Source organism: bacterium (genome assembly GCA_040755755.1).
GTDB lineage: Bacteria > SZUA-182 > SZUA-182 > DTGQ01 > DTGQ01 > DTGQ01.
In genome coordinates this window covers 21,965-42,385 of record JBFLZW010000049.1, presented here as the reverse complement: position 1 = coordinate 42,385, position 20,421 = coordinate 21,965, and the positions used below count along the sequence as shown (strand labels likewise).

The window sequence follows — 20,421 nt, the reverse complement described above, 5'->3', positions numbered from 1 at the left end:
AGTATCCGGAGGTTAATATATGAAATGTTTTCCAAGGTTTTTTCTCGTTTCGCTCTTGACATTCCTCCTCTGTTCCTGTTCTGCCGGTCGGGGGAAACGCGCGGTGACTGCAAAAGATTCCCTGCTCCCCGCCAGGAGGGGGAGTTCGTATAAGGTCAAAGTGGCACAGGCAGAAGATGTGCAGGGGGGAGGACGCAGGAACCCGCAGCAGGCTGAACAACCAAAGGGGGAAAAGAGCGGCGTCCAAAAGGAAACCAGGAATAGACGGGTCGATAAAAAAGCCAAATCATCAGGCAAGGGAACAGGAAAAGAGCAGGGGAAAGAGAAGGAGAAAGAGGAGGAAAGCCACTCTGTTTTTAAGCCCTACCGGCCGCAGGAAGAGCAGCAGAGTAAACCGGCAGCATCTCCCGATGGCATGCCGGAAGGCATCAGGCAAAAAGTCATCTCTTCCGGTGAGGAACCCGGGAGTGAAGAATATGAAGTTGATTTGAATTTTGTCGATACTCCTATCGAAGAGGTTCTCTTTGCCATCAGTAAGGCCATTAATCTTGATTTTATCATGGGAGCCGGGGTCAAGGGGGGGCAGATCAATATGCGGACCACCAAGTCGATTCCCAAGAGCGAATTTTTCCGGGTTCTGCAATCCGCTCTGGAGGTCAACGGCTTAACCCTCGTTCCATCGGGTCGGCATTATAAGGTGGTCTACGCCAAAGAGGCTTCCCAATATCCCCTCGAAGTATTATCCGGAAAAGGCGGGGAGGCCCTTCCCCCGGAAGAAAGCTTTATTACTCAGATTATCCCTCTGGACTATATCCCGGTAAAGGATATGATCAATATATTGCAGCCCTTCCTTTCCAAGTCCGCCCCCCGGCCTATCCAGCACGAAGATCTGAACCTTTTGATCATCAACGATACGGCGTTGAATATGAAGAGGCTTTTGAAGTTTGTTCAGGAGCTTGATAAACCGATTTATCAGCCCAAAGAGAAGGTTTTTGTGTATTATGTAGAAAACGGAGATGCCAAAAAACTGGCCAGCACCTTAAGCTCCATCTATAAAAAAGGAGGTACCAAAAAGGATGCCTGGACCCCGCCTCTTACCCCGCAAACTCCGCCGGGAGCGGCCAAAGGACCTAACCAGCCGGCGGCGGTTCAGCAGCCTCCATTCGGATTTCCCTCCTACCCACCTGCCGAGGGGGGTGAAGTTCAGGGTGATGTAACCATCGTGGCTGCCGAAGACATTAATGCTCTCATTATCACTACTTCTCCACGGAACTGGGAAGCGGTCAAAGAGACCATTAAAAAGCTGGACATACAGCCCAAGCAGGCCCTGATCGAAGTCCTGGTAGCCGAGATCAGTATTGATGATGTTAAAGATTTTGGCCTGGACTGGTCCCTGGCAGGTTCTGCAACCGGAGGAGTTACCTACCGGTTGGGCCAGGATCTTGGCGGGATCAAGCAAGATGATAAAGGTAATATGTCATACGGCACCGGGATCAATTACATGCTTAACAAGCAAGACAGATTCCTCTCTCTGATCAACTCCAAGGTAAACGAAGATAAACTGAATGTTCTTTCCAGCCCTCACATTCTTGCTTCTGATAACCAGGAGGCTTCGATCGAAATTACTCAGGATTATCCGATCAAGAGGGAAACGTACGATTCTGCCTCTAACCACTCCAATATCACCTATGACTATAAAACTGCTGGTATAAAGCTGAACTTTACTCCTAAAATCAACGAAAAGGGTCTGGTCTCCCTGAAGCTCAAGCAAGAGGTAAGCCAACTGGTTCAAGGGCCTAAAGAAGGTTCCAACGATGAAAGATATATCTTCAGTACTCGAAAGGCCGAAACTTCAGTCGTTGTCCATGATGGGGAAACCCTGGTTATCGGTGGTCTGATCAAGGAGCATAAATCCAAGGGACGATCCGGCATCCCATTCCTGGGTGATATTCCTGTTCTTGGGTATCTTTTTTCCCATACCAAAGACGAGATCCATAAAACCGAGTTGATTATCCTGATCACTCCTCATGTTATCGAAAATGAGGAAGAGGGAAGGGAACTGACCAGACAATTCCAGGAGCGGGTCAAGGGGCTGAAAAGCAAGATTGATCAAGGTCAGGCGTCATCAGGTGCTGCCCAGCCGATGGGAGCGGCACGGTAAAGTTCTACGGAAAAGACTCCACCACGTGGAAAGATGATGAAAATGAGCGGGGAAAGTCTTGACCGGGCCATGGCCCTTCAGGAGATAGAGAGGCTGCGCCGGGAAATCCGGCACCATGACTGGTGCTACTACGTGGCCAATGAGCCGGAAATCTCCGATCAGGAGTATGATCGCCTGATGGAGCGGCTTTTAGCCCTCGAAGTAAGATTCCCTGACCTTGTAACTGTGGATTCACCTTCCCGCAGAGTTGCGGGTGTGCCGCTGTCATCCTTTCCGGTGGTCGAGCATCAGGTCTTGATGCTGAGCCTGGCCAACACTTACTCCCGGGAAGAGCTTCTGGAATTTGATCATAGGGTGCAGAAAGGGCTTGGAACAGCGGACCGGATAGAATATGCGGTCGAGCTTAAGGTTGACGGCGTGGCTGTATCGCTGCGCTATGAGCAGGGACATCTGGTGCAGGGTTCAACCCGCGGTGACGGCCTGCATGGTGATGAAATCACCGCCAACCTGAAAACCATCAAATCCGTTCCCCTGTCGGTTCTCTCTCCTGAAATTCCCCTGTCGATGCTTTCTTTCGAGGTTCGCGGGGAGGTATTTATGACCAGGGATAACTTCGAAAAGGTGAATCAGGCCAGACAAAGGGCTGGTGAACCCCTGTTTGCCAATCCGAGAAATGCCACTGCCGGTTCCCTCAAACTGCTCGATCCCCGGCTGACGGCCAAGAGGCCGCTCGATATCTTTCTGTATGCCTGCCTCGCTTCGCAGGGACTGCCTGAAACCCAGGCTGAAACCATGAACCTTCTTGAAAAAATGGGATTCAAAGTCACTCCTCACCGCAGGGTCTGCTGCGGCATTCAGGCGGTCATCGATTGCTGTCATGAGTGGGAGGGAAAGAAAGAGAGCCTTCCCTTTGATATCGACGGCCTGGTGATCAAGGTCAATTCATTTGCCGGGCAACGGCTGCTGGGAGAGACATCCAAAAGCCCCCGCTGGGCCATTTCCTATAAATTCCCCGGCAGGCAGGCGACAACCCGTTTGCTGGATATCCATCTTCAGGTTGGAAGAACAGGAACTATTACTCCGGTAGCCATCCTGGAGCCGGTAGCTTTGTCGGGCTCTGTCATCAGCCGCGCAACGCTCCATAATGCGGATGAAATCCACCGAAAAGACATTCGGATCGCAGACCGGGTAATCATCGAGAAGGGAGGAGAGGTGATCCCCAAGGTGGTTATGGCGGTCACCTCGGTCCGGACAGGCCAGGAGCGGGAGTTTCGGATGCCGTCCCAGTGCCCTGCCTGCGGCGGGGTGGTTATCCGGGAGGAGGAAGAGGCGGCCTACCGGTGTCAGAACCTTGACTGTCCTGCCCAGATGGAGAGAATTTTGCAGCATTTTGCCTCCCGAAACGCCCTGGATATCGAGGAATTGGGGCCTGCTTTGATCCGGCAGCTTATGGCCGCAGGAAAGGTTAAGGACCCTGCGGACCTCTATGACCTTTGCCTGGAGGATTTACTGCCCCTTGAGCGGATGGCAGAAAAGTCTGCTAAAAACTTTTTATCCGCCCTGGAAAAAAGTAAACGAAGGCCTCTGTCTGCACTGATTTTTGCCCTGGGTATTCGTCATGTCGGCGTAGTGGCAGCCGAAAATCTGGCCAGGCATTTTCATTCTCTCGATGCTCTCCAGGCAGCCACCAGGGAGGAACTGCTCAAGGTTGCCGGAGTTGGTGAGGTTATGGCCGGGAGTATTGAAAGCTTCTTCCAGGCTGAAAAGAACCGCCTGATTGTCAGCAGGCTGCGTCAGGCCGGACTGGCCTGGACGGAAGCGGACATCGTTCAGGCACCAGGAGAGGGAAAACTGGCGGGGCAGCGGTTTATCTTTACCGGGACACTCCGGCATTTCACCCGTGCTCAAGCCGAGAACCTGGTTAAAAGCCTTGGAGGGAGCATCGGCGCTGCGGTAGGAAAATCCATCGACTTTGTGGTGGTTGGCGAGGATCCCGGCTCAAAGCTGCAAAAAGCCAGGGATCTAGGCTTGAAAATATTGAAGGAGGACGAATTTCACCGGATGATGGAGAATATGCAGGCAGGGCCGGAGTTTCAGGAAAGGGAGTAAGTTTATTTATGGGCGATGCCTTTGACATGAGGCTAAGATACTGTTATACTTTAGAGTAGTACCGTAACAGCGCTATCAATCACTCAACAAAGGGGGGTTTTTTCTTTTTTATGGATACTGGCGAACCAGAAGACCAGGTGGAAACACAAGAAATACCGAGTACGCAGGAAGAAAGCACAGAAGTCAGTTGCCGGAAAAAGCGGCTTGAAATTACGATTCGAGAGATGGGGATTGATGATCTTCCGGAAGTCTTTCATTTAGGTGAGATGATTTTCACTGCCCAGGAGGTGCCTACCCTGTACCGCACCTGGGATGAATACGAGGTAACTTCTCTCTTCAATTCTGATAACGAGTATTGCCTGGTGGCGGAGCTTGATAAAAAGATCGTGGGATTTGCCCTGGGAACCACGGTCTCTAAAAATAAATCATCGTGGAAATATGGTTATCTTATCTGGCTGGGAGTATCGCCCGGTTACCAGAGGCAGGGAATTGCCAGCCGGCTGTTTGACAAGCTCGCTGAAAAGATGATCGAGGACGGGGTGCGGATGTTCATGGTGGATACCGGGGCAAGTGATTATGCAGCCCTTCAGTTGTTCAAGAAGAAGGGTTTTCGCAAACCTCAAAAGCATATCTATTTGACCATGAACCTGCGAACCTATCAGGAATTGCAGAAAAAAGCAGGAAATCCGGGAAGAAGGCAGCGGAATGGAAACAACGATAGAAACCACAACGGTAACGGGAATTCAACCTGAAAGGCTGAGAAACCTTCTCAAAGATCTGGTGGACATCTACAGTCCTTCGGGTAAAGAGGAGGATATCCTTGAATATGTAGAGGAATACCTCAAAAAACACGGCCTGTCCGTAGTCAAGGAGGGAGTTGACGAGAACCGCTTTAATATCCTGGTCCTGCCTGAAGGAGTGGATGAGGTTGACCTGTGCTTTGTCGGACACCTGGACACAATTACTGCTTTCGACCTGGAGAACTACGGTTTTTACGAGGAACAGGGTGCGGTTTTCGGCCTTGGGGTCTCTGATATGAAAGCAGGTTGTGCAGCCATGATAGAGGCTTTCATCTGTCTGGCTCAACAAAGAGACCCGCTTCCGGCCGTGGGACTTGCTCTGGTCGTGGGTGAGGAAGAAGAGAGTGACGGGGCCAAAACCCTGGTCCGGGAATACAGCTTCCCCTGGGCAGTGGTCGGTGAGCCTACCAATATGGTACCCTGCCTCGGACATTATGGCTACCTGGAGGTACTGCTGCGCACGCGCGGCAAAAGAGCCCATTCCTCTCTGCCGGAGCTGGGGCAGAATGCTATTGAAACCATGCTGAAGCTTCTCTTGCAAGTCACCGAGTATACCACTTCCGTGCCCCATGGCCTGGTGTATAACATCAGACAACTGGTTGGCTTCCCCGGCGGATTTGTGGTGCCGGATACCTGTGAGGCATGGCTGGATCTGCATGCTCCACCAGACTCGCGTATAGATGTGCTCAAGGCGGAACTGGAGCAGATTGTGGAGACATCGTCCCGGAGCATTCAGGGTCTGGACGCTTCCATCAGATTTGAAAATACGCATTCAGGGTACCGGATTTCTCAGGAGAGGCTTCTGGTAAAGAGATTGAAAGAAGTATATAACGCTCTCTCTCTGCCCTGGGAACCCCAGGTCTTTCGAAGTCATTCGGATGGGAATGTGCTCTGGGCCGCAGGTGTGGACCCTATTATCCTGGGACCGGGCCGTCTGGAGACCGCACATACGCCCGATGAATCGGTGACCTTCCTCCAGGTTGTGCAAACCGCCCAGCTTTACCTGAACTTCGCTCTATCCCTGTGAGCATATCACGAAGTTATCAGTTTCGCTCATACTTAATAAGACAGTACACTATTTAAAACAATAAGTGTATAGTGAGAACCATGCCAGCGTCAGATGATATCAATTACACCTTACGGGTGCTGATCACCTCAAGCCCCCGGGGGTTGAAAGAAGTCCATTTCGATCCGTGGCCGGATGAGCAGGAGTTTTCAGAACTTGCGGTGTACAGGGTCCAAATTTCCCTTCTTGGAGAATTTCTCTTTTGCACGGCACTGGACGAGGATCTAAAAGCGTATTTTTCCGGGCAAGCGGTCAGTTTTGCCAGTTACCCTGTCGATTGGCAGGGCATGTCCCCTTTTGTCCGGAAGGTTCTCGAAGCAAGCCGATCAATACCGTGGGGTGAAACCCGGACCTATGGATGGCTCGGCACCCGATTGGGTCTTAAGAGCGGTGCCCGGGCTGTCGGTGGTGCCCTGGGAAGGAATCCCTTGCCGATCATTATCCCCTGCCACAGGATACTCAGGAAAGGTGGACAGATTGGAGGGTTTTCCGGGGGAATCCAATGGAAAAAATTTTTGCTGAGTCTTGAAGGTAAAACTTCTCTCAATACTCTCGTTGAATTTCCGGAATGAAAATATGAAAGCTGTGGTTCAAAGGGTTTCAAAAGCTTCGGTGACAGTCGAAGGCCAGGTGGTTGGCAGTATTGGCCGGGGTCTGGTGGTCCTGATTGGATTTTCCCGGCAGGACCTGTCCCAGGATATTGCCCCTATGGTCGATAAGATTCTCAACCTGCGGATATTCGAAGATGACCAGGAAAAAATGAATAAGTCATTATTTGATATCGACGGCGAAGTCTTGCTCGTTTCTCAGTTTACCCTGCTGGGCGATACCCGCAAAGGCCGCAGGCCGAATTTTATGGATGCTGCTCCACCGGAAACAGCACAAAAACTTTATGATGAGTTTGTTCTGGAAGTCCAAAGACAAAAGGTAAGGGTGCAGACCGGCCGTTTTCAAGCTCACATGGAAGTTCAGATTTACAACGACGGTCCGGTTACCCTGATTGTAGAGCGATAAGAGGAGGCCAACTATGCATGGCATGCTGCTCGAAAAGTTCGTGATAGGTCCTTTCTCCGTAAACTGCTATTTTATCGGCTGTCCGCAGCAGAAGAAATTGGCGGTCATAGATCCGGGAGGCGAAGTCGAGGAGCTCTGGCGACGGATTCAGGATAGCGGGTATTCCCTGGAGTATATTATCAACACTCATGGACACATAGACCACATCGCGGGGAACCTGGACCTTAAAAACAAATCTCAGGCCCAAATTCTGGCCCATGCCGGCGACGTTCCTTTCATGACCAGCAGGCAGGAGTTTCTCGCCTTGATGCTTCCGGGAGCACAACCATCCCCCGTACCGGATCAACTCCTGACCGATGGCCAGGTTATTCAACTGGGGAGTATCGGTTTAAAGGTCCTGCATACCCCCGGCCATACCCCAGGAGGAATCTGCCTGCTGACTGACAATATCCTTTTTACCGGAGATACGCTTTTTGCCGGGGGAATCGGAAGAACGGATTTGCCGGGCGGCAATTACAGCCAATTGATTCATTCGATCCGCGATAAGCTCTTTTGCCTGGATGAGCGGCTGATAATCATGCCGGGACACGGAGATGAATCGACACTGGTTCGAGAAAAGCGTGATAATCCCTTTGTGGGAATCCTGGATCGCTGAGCCGGACTATAAAAGTATGGAGATGGAAACTGACGTAAAGCTGTTCTTCAATCACCTGGTTATCGAAAAAGGCCTTGCAGATAACACCATTGCTTCCTACCGGCAGGATCTGCAATCTTTCCTGCAATTTTTGGCTGGGAAAAAAATCGGCAGCCTGGATCAGGTCAAAAAAGTGGATATCATGGACTATCTGCTCGAATTGAAGAACCGGGGCATCTGTGCCCGGAGCCATGCCCGGCACCTGGTCAGTATCAGGCAGTTATACCGGTTCCTGATTATCGAGGGGCGGATCGGGTCGGATCCTACCATGAATATCTCGTTTCCGAAAACCTGGCAGAAACTGCCGGATGTTCTGAGCTACTCGCAGGTGGAAGACCTCTTGGCTCAGCCGAACGAAACTTCTCTGGGGATCCGGGACAAAGCCATGCTGGAGCTTTTGTATGCAACCGGCCTGCGGGTTTCGGAATTGATCAACCTGACGGTCAAGTCCGTCAATCTGGAAGCAGGTTTTTTGCTCTGCCAGGGAAAGGGATCCAAAGAACGCCTGATTCCAGTCGGAACATCAGCCAGGGAATGCGTGAAAAAATACTGCGCTACTGCACGGGCGCAGCTCTTGCAGGATAACCGCACCGATTTGCTATTCCTCAACCGTTTCGGACACAAGCTGTCGCGGCAGGGTTTTTGGAAGATATTGAAAGAGTATGCAGAACAGGCAGGTATTCAGCAGACCATCACCCCCCACACCCTGCGTCACTCCTTTGCCACCCACCTTCTGGAAAACGGCGCTGACCTTCGGTCCGTACAGGCCATGCTGGGTCATGCCAGTATTTCCACCACCCAGATCTATACCCACGTAACCATGGATAAAATCAGGGAACTGTATTTCAAGCACCACCCGCGGGCATGAAGAGACGCTGTCTCAACTGAGCGGCATTGCCTGTGGTGATAAGAAAAACTTCACTTAATTGATGCCATTTCCTCCCAAAGATAATCACGGTGCATGCCGATACAAGAAACAGCTTCCTGCAAAAGAGTTGCTTTTCCTCTGGCCGGAATATTTTCTTAAAAATGTGGGTAATTATTAAAGAGGAGGCGTTATGGTACGCGATAGGTTTATTTATCTTCTTGTAGTCTTGTTTACTGGTTTCATGATAGTTACCTGCGGATGTGGATCCTGGGATTCAGGTAATAACGGCAAGATTCTTACCAGTATAGCTATTAACCCGGTAAATCCACGCGCTTATTCGGGAGATAAACAGAATTTTACTGCTATTGGGACTTATTCTGATGAGAGTACCCGGGATATCAGTGACCAAGTCACCTGGCTGAGCTCTGAACAGGGAGTAGCCACTATCGGAACTGATGGAATAGCTACAGCCAAAGCTCCAGGTACTACTCAAATCACAGCTTCCCTCGATGGAGTAACCAGTTTAGCCCAGACATTAACGGTGAGCATGTCCACCAACATATTAATGGGTAAAATACCTATTCCGGCTGGCAAAGGGGTGGATGTTGCTTATAATGAAGCGGTCCAGGCAGTAAAGGCTGCGGTAGCTGGCTTTTCCTTTGTGCCCCAGGAGGGTGCTGATCCGGTTAATCCCTGGGTGGTGGTTGAAGAAAAAACCATGCCTTTCCCTGCGGGAAGTTACGGCATTCTGCTGGAGATATGTGCTCCCACGTTTGCCGATGATGCCATGAGCATGGGACAACATCATGCTCTGGGTATGCCCTGCAAGGTCGGCATCTGGACAGAGGACAGCGATCAGGATGGGGTAGATGATATCATCAATATCAACACCCTGGATGAATCGGCACTTTTTGCCTTCTACTTTGCGGATGTCATGAGTGCTCCAGGGTTTGATCAGTTTGCGGCCATGATTAAAACCCATACCAAAGAGATAGTCAAGACAGCCGTTACCATCCTGGGTGGAGAATGGGTCTATGAGCATCAGGCACCATTCTATACCCAACAGGAAGTGGCTGCTGTCCAGGCCTGGGCGGCAGAAGGAGGAGGGGGCTATGCCGGTACGAAAGGGTATGGCATACAACTGGAGATTCCCCTGGCCGGAAATAAGGATGAGGGGCAGAGCGCTCCTGAGTTCCTGAGCGAAGTAAAGAATAGCATCATTTCAGCTATTGGCAACACCCCGTATGCACGTGACGACTGGCACGTGATCAGGAATGATTTCAATATTCCGGTGGGTGATATTACCAAAGAAGACAATCCCTTTGCCAGGGTAGGGGAAATAAAATTGTGTTCTGCCTATTATGCCCGGCAGATAGTCGGTTTAGGCGGCAAGTATATGATCGCCCTGCCCTGTACGATCTCGGTCTGGCTCAATGACCTTACCTGGGATCAGAATGGCACGCCCGTATATCAGCAACCCGATAAGGTGATTGTCAGCATCCTTAACCCTGAATTTATCCTCAAGAACTTTTTCAAGGACCTGCCCGCTTCTGTTCTGGAGCAAATGGCCGGTGTGGGGCCTGAGATTAAAAATCAACTCCTGGCTATGGTTAATAATGGGTTGAAGAGTTATTCCTATCCGAATCACCTGACCCCAAGGCTTTCTACCAGCATTCTAATGGGCAGAGTCCGTGTTCCGGCTGGCAAAGGGGTGGATGTTGCTTACAATGAAGCGGTTCAGGCAGTAAAGGCTGCGGTAGCTGGCTTTTCCTTTGTGCCCCAGGAGGGTGCTGATCCGGTTAATCCCTGGGTGGTGGTTGAAGAAAAAACCATGCCTTTCCCTGCGGGAAGTTACGGCATTCTGCTGGAGATATGTGCTCCCACGTTTGCCGATGATGCCATGAGCATGGGACAACATCATGCTCTGGGTATGCCCTGCAAGGTCGGCATCTGGACAGAGGACAGCGATCAGGATGGGGTAGATGATATCATCAATATCAACACCCTGGATGAATCGGCACTTTTTGCCTTCTACTTTGCGGATGTCATGAGTGCTCCAGGGTTTGATCAGTTTGCGGCCATGATTAAAACCCATACCAAAGAGATAGTCAAGACAGCCGTTACCATCCTGGGTGGAGAATGGGTCTATGAGCATCAGGCACCATTCTATACCCAACAGGAAGTGGCTGCTGTCCAGGCCTGGGCGGCAGAAGGAGGAGGGGGCTATGCCGGTACGAAAGGGTATGGCATACAACTGGAGATTCCCCTGGCCGGAAATAAGGATGAGGGGCAGAGCGCTCCTGAGTTCCTGAGCGAAGTAAAGAATAGCATCATTTCAGCTATTGGCAACACCCCGTATGCACGTGACGACTGGCACGTGATCAGGAATGATTTCAATATTCCGGTGGGTGATATTACCAAAGAAGACAATCCCTTTGCCAGGGTAGGGGAAATAAAATTGTGTTCTGCCTATTATGCCCGGCAGATAGTCGGTTTAGGCGGCAAGTATATGATCGCCCTGCCCTGTACGATCTCGGTCTGGCTCAATGACCTTACCTGGGATCAGAATGGCACGCCCGTATATCAGCAACCCGATAAGGTGATTGTCAGCATCCTTAACCCTGAATTTATCCTCAAGAACTTTTTCAAGGACCTGCCCGCTTCTGTTCTGGAGCAAATGGCCGGTGTGGGGCCTGAGGTCAAAGGTGAGGTCCAGGCTATGGTAAACTATGCTCTGGATGAGTATTTGCCATAAGTAATTAAGTAATAAAGGCGCTGAGAAGTGAAATCTCCTGCATCAGCATCAGGATTGCACTTCTTCAGCGCCTTTGGCGTTTGTTACTTACTTATCCAGAGTAATCACCATATCCTCATCATAAGTTTGCCTGCCGATCGCCTTGATCTTGCTGTCGGATATGGTATAGAAGTGGTCACCGATGGAGATGATTCTCCTGATCTCGTCTTCACCGCCATAGTAGCGGTATCCGATTTTCAGAAAAGCCTCATCCGGGTTATCATAGTGGGTTATGGCTGCCTTTTTCTCGAAGCCGCTGGTTAAATCGAGCTGGTAAAAATAGGCTCCCTGGAAGATATATTCGAAATCCTGGTATTTATCCGCAGACTGATCGATCTTGCGGGTAACCGTAACCGGGAAGGCCATGATGTTATCGGCCTTGCTGAATAACAGGGCCTTATGGTCTCTCAGCAGTTCGGAGTCGGTATGCCGGTAGCCGATAACTTCCTTGAATACCTCTGTGGGATGGGTGACTTCACTCACATCGAACAGGGAAAGCTTCATACCCAAAAGGGCTGTGGAGGGGATAGCCCCGCCGGCAGTAAGCTTATCGGCCTCGATGGGATCGACCTCACGGCCAAAGCCGATCAGGTGGTTTTCGTCATAGGGGTGCAGGTATTCACTGTAGCCGGGAATTTTCAACTGCCCAAGTATCTGGGGATTTGAAGGGTCTTTGAGCGAGATCACAAAGAGGGGATCGACCTGCAGGAAAGTAACTATATAAGCTCTCTCCCCCATGAATCTGACTGACTTGATGTTCTCTCCCGGAGCGATATTTTCAATACTCCCAACCAGTTTCATATCCTCGTCGAGAACAAAGAGATTATTACTGGAAATGTTTTCTTCATCCCTGGCATTCCATCTCCCGCTCGTGGCTATTCGGAAATGGTGGTCATATTCATCCATGCAGAACTGATTGATGATAAAACCCGCTACCTTGCCTTTGCCTGCATAACTGATTTTCACATCGTCAAAGCTGAACTTATGAATAAGAGTATGCGGGCCGTTGAGATAATACCGGGCAGGATCCTGTTCATCAATATAGCTTATCTCTGCAAGGTATAAGTTATCTTTTGAAGCATACAGGTTCTGACCTGCTCCGAGAACTACCTTACTGCCGATCTCTTTGGCCGGGTCCTGGAGCGGAATAGCTACCACGATGAGATAGGAAGATTCGGTAGAGCCGGGCACATAGGATACCTGCTCGCAATCGCAGAGAGGCTCATCCCCGCAAGAGCGGGTGGAATCGGCATACCGGGGAACCAGCCCTTGAGGAGAATTTGCAGTTACGATATACTGAGGATATTGATTCATGATCAGATAGAGGGTGTCATCCACTCTTCTCGATTGCAGATAATCAGCCTCAAAGGTAAGATTTCGCTCTTCCCTGACACCTGCCCGGTCGGTTATATCGTAGATAATCACCCTGGTGAGAGAAGATGGCGGCAGATAGGAGGGGTATGAGGAGGCGGCAAAGAGCGTACGGCCTGGAGTGATGGTTTTCACCGGCCCGGTTCCCCCATCCAGAGGCTGGGGATAGTCATGATAGTCGCTGCCGATAACGACTAATTTATTCCCATTCACATAGAGCTGAGCGGGATTGAACGAAGAGCCGGAAAAGTCAATCCTGGGAAGCTCATGCAGCTCACCGGCAGGATACGCCTTGATAATCCTGACGCTTTTTCCCTTCACCATATAGATATAGCCGCCATCATTCTTGACCTGATCTGATTCATCCACGCCAGCCACCTGGACATTGGTGGTTGAATGATCATCCGCGCCATCTCCCCCGGAATCCACCAGGCCGGACAGCGGCCCGGATCTGCCGGAGCCAAAGGTTGCCCTGGGAGCATATATTCCAAAGGGAGTCCCGCTCTTTCCTCCTGATGCTTTGGTCATGGCATTTAATCGAGCTTTCAACGCTCTGCAACTGGAAAACTGAGGTAACGATTCTTTTTCGGTATTCCTTCTGATCCAACCCAGCCCCCCGGCACGGTATGCAGCTTGATCGGTTCTTATTGAACGGAGAGATTTTCCTGCCGGTTGGCTCATCGAATAAGCTATCGAGGCGCTCTGGAAGAAAAAGCAGCCTGCCAGCAGTATAACAGTTATGTATACTATAGATGCAGATGCCAATCGTACAGATACCAAGCTCAGCCTTTTCATGGTTTATCCCCCATTTAAAAATTCATGAAATGATTAGAAAAAGATATTTAATAGGCTATATTATATCGGCATCTCGGATGAAAATTGATTCGTGAAAAAGTCGAGAATTGGTGAGTATGCAGCATTTTTCTGAAGTGATACTGTCCAAAAGCCGCTTCAATGCGTTACGATATTTTGGGATAAGTGCAGAGAACATTTACCGGCCCGACTATTTTTTGACCAGCATAAGCAAGGTGAAAATTGCTCCTGTATAGGCAATCAAAAGACCTGCAACCCAACCGACAACCCATTTGACCGTGCTGGATTTTGCCTTTTCTATCTCCAATTTTACCGCTTCAATTTCTCTACGGTTTAACTCTATTTCCCTGGTCAGCTTAAGCTCTACTTCTCTGATCTCTTTGGTCAGCTTAAGCTCTACTTCTCTGATCTCTTTGGTCAGCTTAAGCTCGGTTTCGGATAGTCGGGTATCAATCTTCTGGATATCCTCTTTCGTTGCCAATTCCCGCTTATGGTCACTTATCAGGGTTTCAATATCCCTTACCGCTGCCTGAGCTTTTTCCTTGCCGAAGGTCTCAGAGAAGATATCGAACAGTTCTATTGCCTCGATGCTCATCTTGTGGCTACCTTTACTGATTGCCTCTGAGAAGCAACCCATTCATTTATCTCATTTTTTTCAAAAAGCCATCTTCCACCTATTTTGTAAGCCGGTATTCTCTTATCTCTGAGATAATTCTTGATAGTAGGTACACTTAGTTTTAAAAATTGAGCTACTTCGCTAAGAGTCATATATTCTTTTTCCATAGTTCCTGTATCCTTTATTTATTTTGGTTTATACCTCACTATCTAAGATTATACTTATTTATCGTCATCGTCAAGCAAATGATTCATCATCCCACATCAACCTGCAAGTTTTCCCATCTGATCGAATCAGGCAAAAAGTCTATCCCTAAAAAACCTTTATGAAGGTCTATACCAGAAGATTCACCCTGGTTATTCCTTTTCACCTCCAGGTATTTTGTGCCGGCCTCTCCAAGAAAGCCGATATCTCCTCTGGATATAACATGTCTCTGGATATAACATGTCCGGCCTCCAGCGTGCCCTTGACCTTATGGCTTGTCAGTGCGTCGATCTTTGCCTGCCCTCTATTACCTCGGCAAAGCATTCTCCATAGACAGCAGCTAATACAAACTGATAGCAGGAAAAGGGACAGGCCCCCATTGAACTGAAACCTCTTTTGAAAAGGGGAAGGACTATCTTTTTGTTAGCTCATCTGAGGGACTGATATATTGTTATGGCATTATAGGCATGGTATAATTAAAAAAGATAATAAATAGCTAATAATATATAAGCTATATTGATAAATATATCTATTGAATTTACCATGTTAATGAATTAAAAAATTTACTCAGTTGAACAATCAGGTTGATGAGATGTGGGGGGAACATCTATGAAAGTAGAGCTCATTCAGCCACTTCATGCTGATTACGGAGGACTGGGCAAGAGAGAGAATTTTATCTTTAAGCCTGCCCAGCTTACCATGCCGTATATAGCGGCGCTTACGCCTCCTGATGTAGAGGTATCAATTTCTGATGAAATGGTTGAGCCTATTGATTTCCAAACGGATGCTGATTTAGTAGGCATTACCTTTGTTACACCTTTTGCGCAGAGGGCATATGAGCTCGCCTCAATATTTAAAAAGAAGGGCAAAAAAGTTGTTATGGGAGGCCCTCATGCATCGTTATTTCCTGATGAGGTGAAGGGGCATGCCGACGCTGTGGTGATAGGCGAGGCGGAGGACACCTGGCCCGCGCTTATCGAGGATTTTAAAAGGAATAACCTGAAACGTTTTTACCGTTCGAATGCCCCTGAATTGCGGTCGCTCCCCTTTGCACGCAGAGACCTGCTCAAGAGAGAAAAATACATTATCTCAGATGTGATCCAGGCATCAAGAGGCTGTCCTTTTAGCTGTGATTTCTGTGCGTTAGCCTCTGTTTACGGTAAAGGCCAAAGGCTTCGGCCCGTAGATGAGGTAATCAGCGAGATAGAAACCTTCCAAGACGATACGTTTATTTTCTGGGATGACAATATAGCAGGTACTCCCGCCTATGCTCAAGAGCTGTTCAAGAGGTTAATATCCCTTGGGAAAAAGTGGCTTGGCCAGGGTTCGATAACCATAGCCAGAGATCGTGAGCTTCTGGATATGGCTTCCCGGAGCGGTTGCATAGGATTGTTCGTCGGAATAGAATCGGTATCTCAGGTAAGCCTGATGACCGTCAACAAGGGATTTAATAAGGTTGATACTCTGAAGGATGATATCCGCAAGTTCCATGATGCCGGGATAGCGGTTCTGGCAGGAATAATTTTCGGCTTTGATACTGATGACAAAAGTATATTCGAGAGAACCCTGGAGACAGCGGTGAAAGCGGCCATAGATGGAATCAGCTTCAGCATCTTAACCCCATATCCCAATACCGTGCTTTTCCAAAGATTGAAGGCTGAGCAGAGGATACTGCACTATGACTGGTCAAAGTATAATTCTGAATATGTCGTATTTATCCCGAAGATGATGTCTCCTGATGAGCTCCAAGAGGGACATAACTGGGCAACCAGGCAGTTTTATTCAATTCCCTCCATCATTAAGAGGCTTTTAAAGTCTCGCACACAGCTTGGTCTGACGATAAAACTGAACCAGGCAAATAGAAGATACTCATATGGCAGGTTTAAATAACATGGTAAAAGGGAAAAATATTTGCCGGGACATTTTATTATTCATAAACCTGGTAATTGTCAGCGGGGCAATTATTTTAAAGATTGCTGATCCCCTTGTTGTAGATTATACGGAAGCCATAAGAAAAGCTGACTTTTTAAACTTTACGATCTTTACGCCCATTATCATGGCAGCTCTCTCCATTCTGGTATATCGCTCATTAAAACCCATCAGGGCTTTTTACAGGCCAGACAGCAAAGAGCCAGGGCATCTCCAGGAGATAAGGACAGCCGCTTTTAACTTACCCTTAAAGATAACCGGGCAATTTCTTCTCATCATTTTATCCGGCGTGGCTTTCGTTGCTCTTGGGGTGGATTCATATTGGTTCAAATTCTATCCCTTGTCAGAAAGACTCTTATCTATGGGGCTTATTTGGGCATATACTATCTGTGCTTCCCTGGCGGTGTACGTATATGCGAGACATAAGATGGTTATCATCCTGAAGGCAACATCGGGCAGTGCCGGGGATATCGGTTTCAGGATGCCGATAAAGGCCAGATTTATTACTGCGGTGCTTACACTTTCAGCTATGGTGTTCCTTTTTACTGTTGTTTTCTCAATTTCCCGAATTAACGATATATTCTGGCATGATGAGATAGAGTCAGGAAATGCAGTGCTGATCTCCTTCAAAAAAAGTGCGGATAAATTTGCTTCCAGACACGAGCTCAAGGAATATCTGGAAAGCAGGCCTTTGGCCGAAAGCGTATTTGTTGTTGACTCGGGCGGGAAATACCTTACCCGAAAGCCCTCCATCATTCCTGATAATTATGATATCAGGAGTCGCCTCCTCGCTGATCCGGAAGGCACAGCCAAGATCAAAGATGCTCCGGGAACAGCTCTGCGGGTTTTGCCCCTCGAAGGGCCCTTTCAGGGCCTTTACGCCGGAACTATTATCAGACTGAATCCCGATCCCGCAAAGGAGAGCAAAATACGATACGTGTTATTCTACTTCCCGGTCATGGGATGTTACCTCCTGGCATTTGTGGCGGTTATCAGCTACTATGTGGCCCATGATACCTCATCGGCCGTCCAGGATGTGACCAGGCAAATGGTAAGGATACAGAATACGAAAGAGGCGTTAAATGCAGAAGTTGAAGTTACCTCCCTCGATGAGGTTGGCGATCTGACAAGGGCTTTCAATGATCTCCAGAGGGTCTTAAGCTCCTATCACCAGGAGTTGGACGAGGCCAAGGGAAGGCTCATTGAGATGGAACGAATACGCGCCGATAATGCTGTCCATGACTATCGGCTCCTGGCGGAGAACATAACGGACGTAATATTTACGGTGGATCTCAACCTTCAGCTCACCTATGTAAGCCCTTCTATTCAGCGCCTTCGTGGCTACAGCAGTGAAGAGTCCACGAGCCAGGGAATTCAGGAATGGTTCACCGAGGATTCTTTGCTGATTGTCCGGAAAATCTTTCAGGAAATAATCAAGACAGTGGACCTAAATCCGGGGAGGCGGTTTATGTCCCGGACCCTGGAGCTTGAGGTTACCCGTCAGGAAAAGTCCACAGTTTGGACAGAGGCCAGGATTAATCCCCTGCTGAATTCTCAGGGACAGCCGGTTGGCATCCTTTCCGTTCTGCGGGACATCACGGAACGCAAGAGAATGGAAGAAGAAATGCTGAAGGCCCAAAAGCTTGAATCTCTCGGTGTCCTGGCGGGAGGCATTGCGCATGACTTTAATAATTTACTAACGGGCGTGCTAGGGAATCTCTCTCTCATGGAGCTTTCCGTCAAATCCGGTGAGGATATCGGTGAGCTCCTGGAGGAAACGAAGAAAGCATCCCGGCAGACAAAGAACCTGACGCAGCAATTGCTTACCTTCTCCAAAGGGGGGGATCCCGTAAGAAAACGGCTGTCCATTGCCAAGTTAGTCGCTAGTGCCGTGAAATTCTCCCTGAGTGGCTCTAATATCAGATATGAATTGTCTATTCCGGATGACCTCTGGGCGGTTGAAATAGATGAGGGACAAATAAATCAAGTACTGAATAACTTATTGATTAATGCTGAACAAGCTATGCCCGGAGGTGGAAAAGTCGAGGTATTTGCAGAGAATGTCACGCTTCAGGAAAGCGGCGGCCTGCCTCTGAGGGCAGGCAATTATGTAAAGATATCAATCAAGGATTATGGAACTGGAATACCGAAAGAGATTCTTGCCAAAATATTCGATCCCTACTTCAGCACGAAATCAAAAGGAAGCGGTCTCGGTCTGGCCATTACCTATTCCATCATGAAAAAACATAAGGGACATATTACGGTTGAGTCCCGGTCAGGAGCTGGCACAACCTTTCATCTCTATCTTCCTGCATCGGGAAAGGCTGTTTCCATTCAGGATAGTATCGCAGAGAGAAAACCTCGTCCGGGAAAAGGGAAGATTTTATGTATGGATGATCAATTCGATATCAGAAACTTGGTAGGACGGATGCTCAAGCTTCTGGGGTATAGCGTTGAATTTGCGAGTAACGGCCAGGAGGCGATCGATCTGTATAAAAAGGCGATCGGGTCGAAAGAAGCCTTCGATGCTGTCATACTGGATTTGACTGTCCCGGGAGGTATGGGGGGCAAAGAGACCGTTCAGAAGCTGCGTGCGATAGATCCCGGGGTAAAAGCGATTGTTTCAAGTGGATATTCCAATGATACCATCATGTCGGATTATGAGCGATACGGATTCAGTGGTGTCGTTGCCAAGCCATTTGAGACCAGAGAATTGGGTGAGGTATTATACAGGGTGTTACAAGGGCACCCTTAAACTATCTGGTTCATCTCGAATATGGGCAGGAGTATGGACAGGACCACAAAGGCGACGATGGCTCCCATCAGCAGGATAATAGCTGGTTCGAGGATGGATGTCAGGCTGTTGACGGTCATGTCAACCTCATTGGCATAGCCTTCGGCAATATTGGCCAGCATCTCTTCCAATTGTCCGCTTTTTTCTCCGATGGCGATCATATGGGTCACAATCGGGGGAAATACCTTGGCCTTTTTCAGGGGGACTGCCAGGTCCTCTCCCTGCTGGAGGCAGTGGCGTGCTTCTTCTATGGCGTTGGCCAGCAGCCGGTTGGTGATGACATCCTTGACAATGGCTAATGAGTCCAGGATAGGGACCCCGTTGCAGACCAGGATGCCGAGGGTTTGAGCAAAGCGGGCGGTATCGATCTTGCGGATAAGCTCTCCGAAGACTGGCAGTTTGAGTAAGGTCCGGTCAACGAAAAGCCCGCCGGACTCCGTATGACGGTATTTATTGAATGCCAGGACGAGCAGGGCAAGAGCCGGCAGCAGCGGGAGCCAGAACCTTTGCAGCAATTCACTTGACCGGATGAGGACCAGCGTAGGCAGGGGAAGGCTCTGCTTCATCTCCACAAAGATATTCGTGATGGTCGGAATGACATAGATCATCAGGAAAGTCAGAACAGCCACTCCAATCAAGAGCATGAATGCCGGATAGGCCAGGGTGGAGAGGATCTTATTTCTCTGCTGGATCTTTTTTTCCAGGTAATTAGCCAGGCTGGCCAGAACATGGTCCAGAGATCCGCTGGCTTCTCCGGCCCGGACCATCTGCACATACAGCCGAAAGAAAACCTGGGGATGCTCTGACATCGCTTTGGACAGCGGCATGCCGCCCTTGACCTTCTCACGGATATCGATGAAGATTTTTTTGGTGTGCTCGGCATCGATCTGATCAACCAGCGCGGCCAGGGCCTGCATCAGGGGCAGGCCGGCCTTGAGGAGCGTGGCTAACTGCCGGGTTATGACGGCTATCTCCCTGGTCTTGGTTTTCGGCTGGAGCAGGGTAAAAAGCTCGTTTTTCGACAGGCGCTTATGGGCTGCGGTAGTGATTTTGAGGTTGAAGGGATAGATGTTGTCCCGCCGTAATTTTGCCTGAGCATCCTGCGGGCTGTCGGCATCGATCAACCCCTTGACGGATTTTCCCTGCCTATCGAGGGCGCGGTATTCAAATATGGCCATGGCAGTTTTT

The 20,421-nt window shown here is 49.2% G+C and carries 15 protein-coding genes; 11 read left to right on the top strand and 4 right to left on the bottom strand.

Features of this window, described 5'->3' with window-relative positions; genetic code table 11:
• The first annotated feature begins 103 nt into the window (after positions 1 to 103).
• The 9 genes from AB1611_14775 (at position 104) to AB1611_14735 (ending at position 11,467) form a co-directional block, all read left to right on the top strand.
• Entirely contained in the window at positions 104 to 2,161 is a 2,058-nt protein-coding gene (locus AB1611_14775) for a secretin N-terminal domain-containing protein (protein ID MEW6380855.1), read from the top strand.
• 42 nt (positions 2,162 to 2,203) lie between these two features.
• The gene (gene ligA / locus AB1611_14770; GenBank protein ID MEW6380854.1) at positions 2,204 to 4,270 is read left to right on the top strand and encodes an NAD-dependent DNA ligase LigA; all 2,067 of its coding nucleotides are present in this window, start codon (positions 2,204 to 2,206) and stop codon (positions 4,268 to 4,270) included.
• A gap of 110 nt (positions 4,271 to 4,380) precedes the next feature.
• Positions 4,381 to 5,022, top strand: coding sequence for a GNAT family N-acetyltransferase (locus tag AB1611_14765; protein ID MEW6380853.1), 642 nt, complete (start codon positions 4,381 to 4,383; stop codon positions 5,020 to 5,022).
• Positions 4,976 to 6,097 (top strand): M20/M25/M40 family metallo-hydrolase, encoded by a 1,122-nt coding sequence (locus tag AB1611_14760; protein MEW6380852.1) that lies wholly within the window; start codon positions 4,976 to 4,978, stop codon positions 6,095 to 6,097. Before AB1611_14765 ends, AB1611_14760 begins: the two co-directional genes overlap by 47 nt.
• Positions 6,098 to 6,177: 80 nt before the next feature.
• A complete protein-coding gene (locus AB1611_14755; GenBank protein ID MEW6380851.1) occupies positions 6,178 to 6,708 on the top strand; it encodes a methylated-DNA--[protein]-cysteine S-methyltransferase in 531 nt (176 codons plus the stop codon).
• A 4-nt stretch (positions 6,709 to 6,712) separates the two neighbouring features.
• Positions 6,713 to 7,150, top strand: coding sequence for a D-aminoacyl-tRNA deacylase (gene dtd, locus AB1611_14750; protein MEW6380850.1), 438 nt, complete (start codon positions 6,713 to 6,715; stop codon positions 7,148 to 7,150).
• Positions 7,151 to 7,163: 13 nt separating this feature from the next.
• The gene (locus AB1611_14745; GenBank protein ID MEW6380849.1) at positions 7,164 to 7,805 is read left to right on the top strand and encodes an MBL fold metallo-hydrolase; all 642 of its coding nucleotides are present in this window, start codon (positions 7,164 to 7,166) and stop codon (positions 7,803 to 7,805) included.
• Positions 7,806 to 7,827: 22 nt separating this feature from the next.
• Complete coding sequence (gene xerD, locus AB1611_14740) at positions 7,828 to 8,712, top strand: site-specific tyrosine recombinase XerD (GenBank protein MEW6380848.1); 885 nt, start codon at positions 7,828 to 7,830, stop codon at positions 8,710 to 8,712.
• Between the two features lie 190 nt (positions 8,713 to 8,902).
• Positions 8,903 to 11,467 carry an Ig-like domain-containing protein gene (locus tag AB1611_14735; protein ID MEW6380847.1) on the top strand — a complete coding sequence of 855 codons (2,565 nt, stop codon included), beginning with the start codon at positions 8,903 to 8,905 and terminating at the stop codon, positions 11,465 to 11,467.
• An 87-nt stretch (positions 11,468 to 11,554) separates the two neighbouring features.
• Here AB1611_14735 and AB1611_14730 read toward each other — a convergent pair whose 3' ends face one another.
• The 3 genes from AB1611_14730 to AB1611_14720 all read right to left on the bottom strand — a co-directional run bounded on the left by AB1611_14730 (position 11,555) and on the right by AB1611_14720 (position 14,473).
• Entirely contained in the window at positions 11,555 to 13,405 is a 1,851-nt protein-coding gene (locus tag AB1611_14730; protein ID MEW6380846.1) for a beta-propeller domain-containing protein, read from the bottom strand.
• A 475-nt stretch (positions 13,406 to 13,880) separates the two neighbouring features.
• Complete coding sequence (locus AB1611_14725) at positions 13,881 to 14,285, bottom strand: hypothetical protein (protein MEW6380845.1); 405 nt, start codon at positions 14,283 to 14,285, stop codon at positions 13,881 to 13,883.
• Positions 14,282 to 14,473, bottom strand: a complete 192-nt coding sequence (locus AB1611_14720; protein ID MEW6380844.1) for a helix-turn-helix domain-containing protein — start codon at positions 14,471 to 14,473, stop codon at positions 14,282 to 14,284. The genes AB1611_14725 and AB1611_14720 overlap by 4 nt, the downstream gene beginning before the upstream one ends.
• A gap of 646 nt (positions 14,474 to 15,119) precedes the next feature.
• Here AB1611_14720 and AB1611_14715 point away from each other — a divergent pair.
• Together AB1611_14715 and AB1611_14710 are read left to right on the top strand one after the other, a co-directional pair.
• The gene (locus AB1611_14715) at positions 15,120 to 16,400 is read left to right on the top strand and encodes a radical SAM protein (GenBank protein ID MEW6380843.1); all 1,281 of its coding nucleotides are present in this window, start codon (positions 15,120 to 15,122) and stop codon (positions 16,398 to 16,400) included.
• A complete protein-coding gene (locus AB1611_14710) occupies positions 16,384 to 19,194 on the top strand; it encodes an ATP-binding protein (GenBank protein MEW6380842.1) in 2,811 nt (936 codons plus the stop codon). Before AB1611_14715 ends, AB1611_14710 begins: the two co-directional genes overlap by 17 nt.
• Here AB1611_14710 and gspF read toward each other — a convergent pair.
• Positions 19,191 to 20,411, bottom strand: a complete 1,221-nt coding sequence (gene gspF / locus AB1611_14705; GenBank protein ID MEW6380841.1) for a type II secretion system inner membrane protein GspF — start codon at positions 20,409 to 20,411, stop codon at positions 19,191 to 19,193. The two genes, AB1611_14710 and gspF, sit on opposite strands and share 4 nt — an antisense overlap.
• Positions 20,412 to 20,421: the final 10 nt, after the last annotated feature.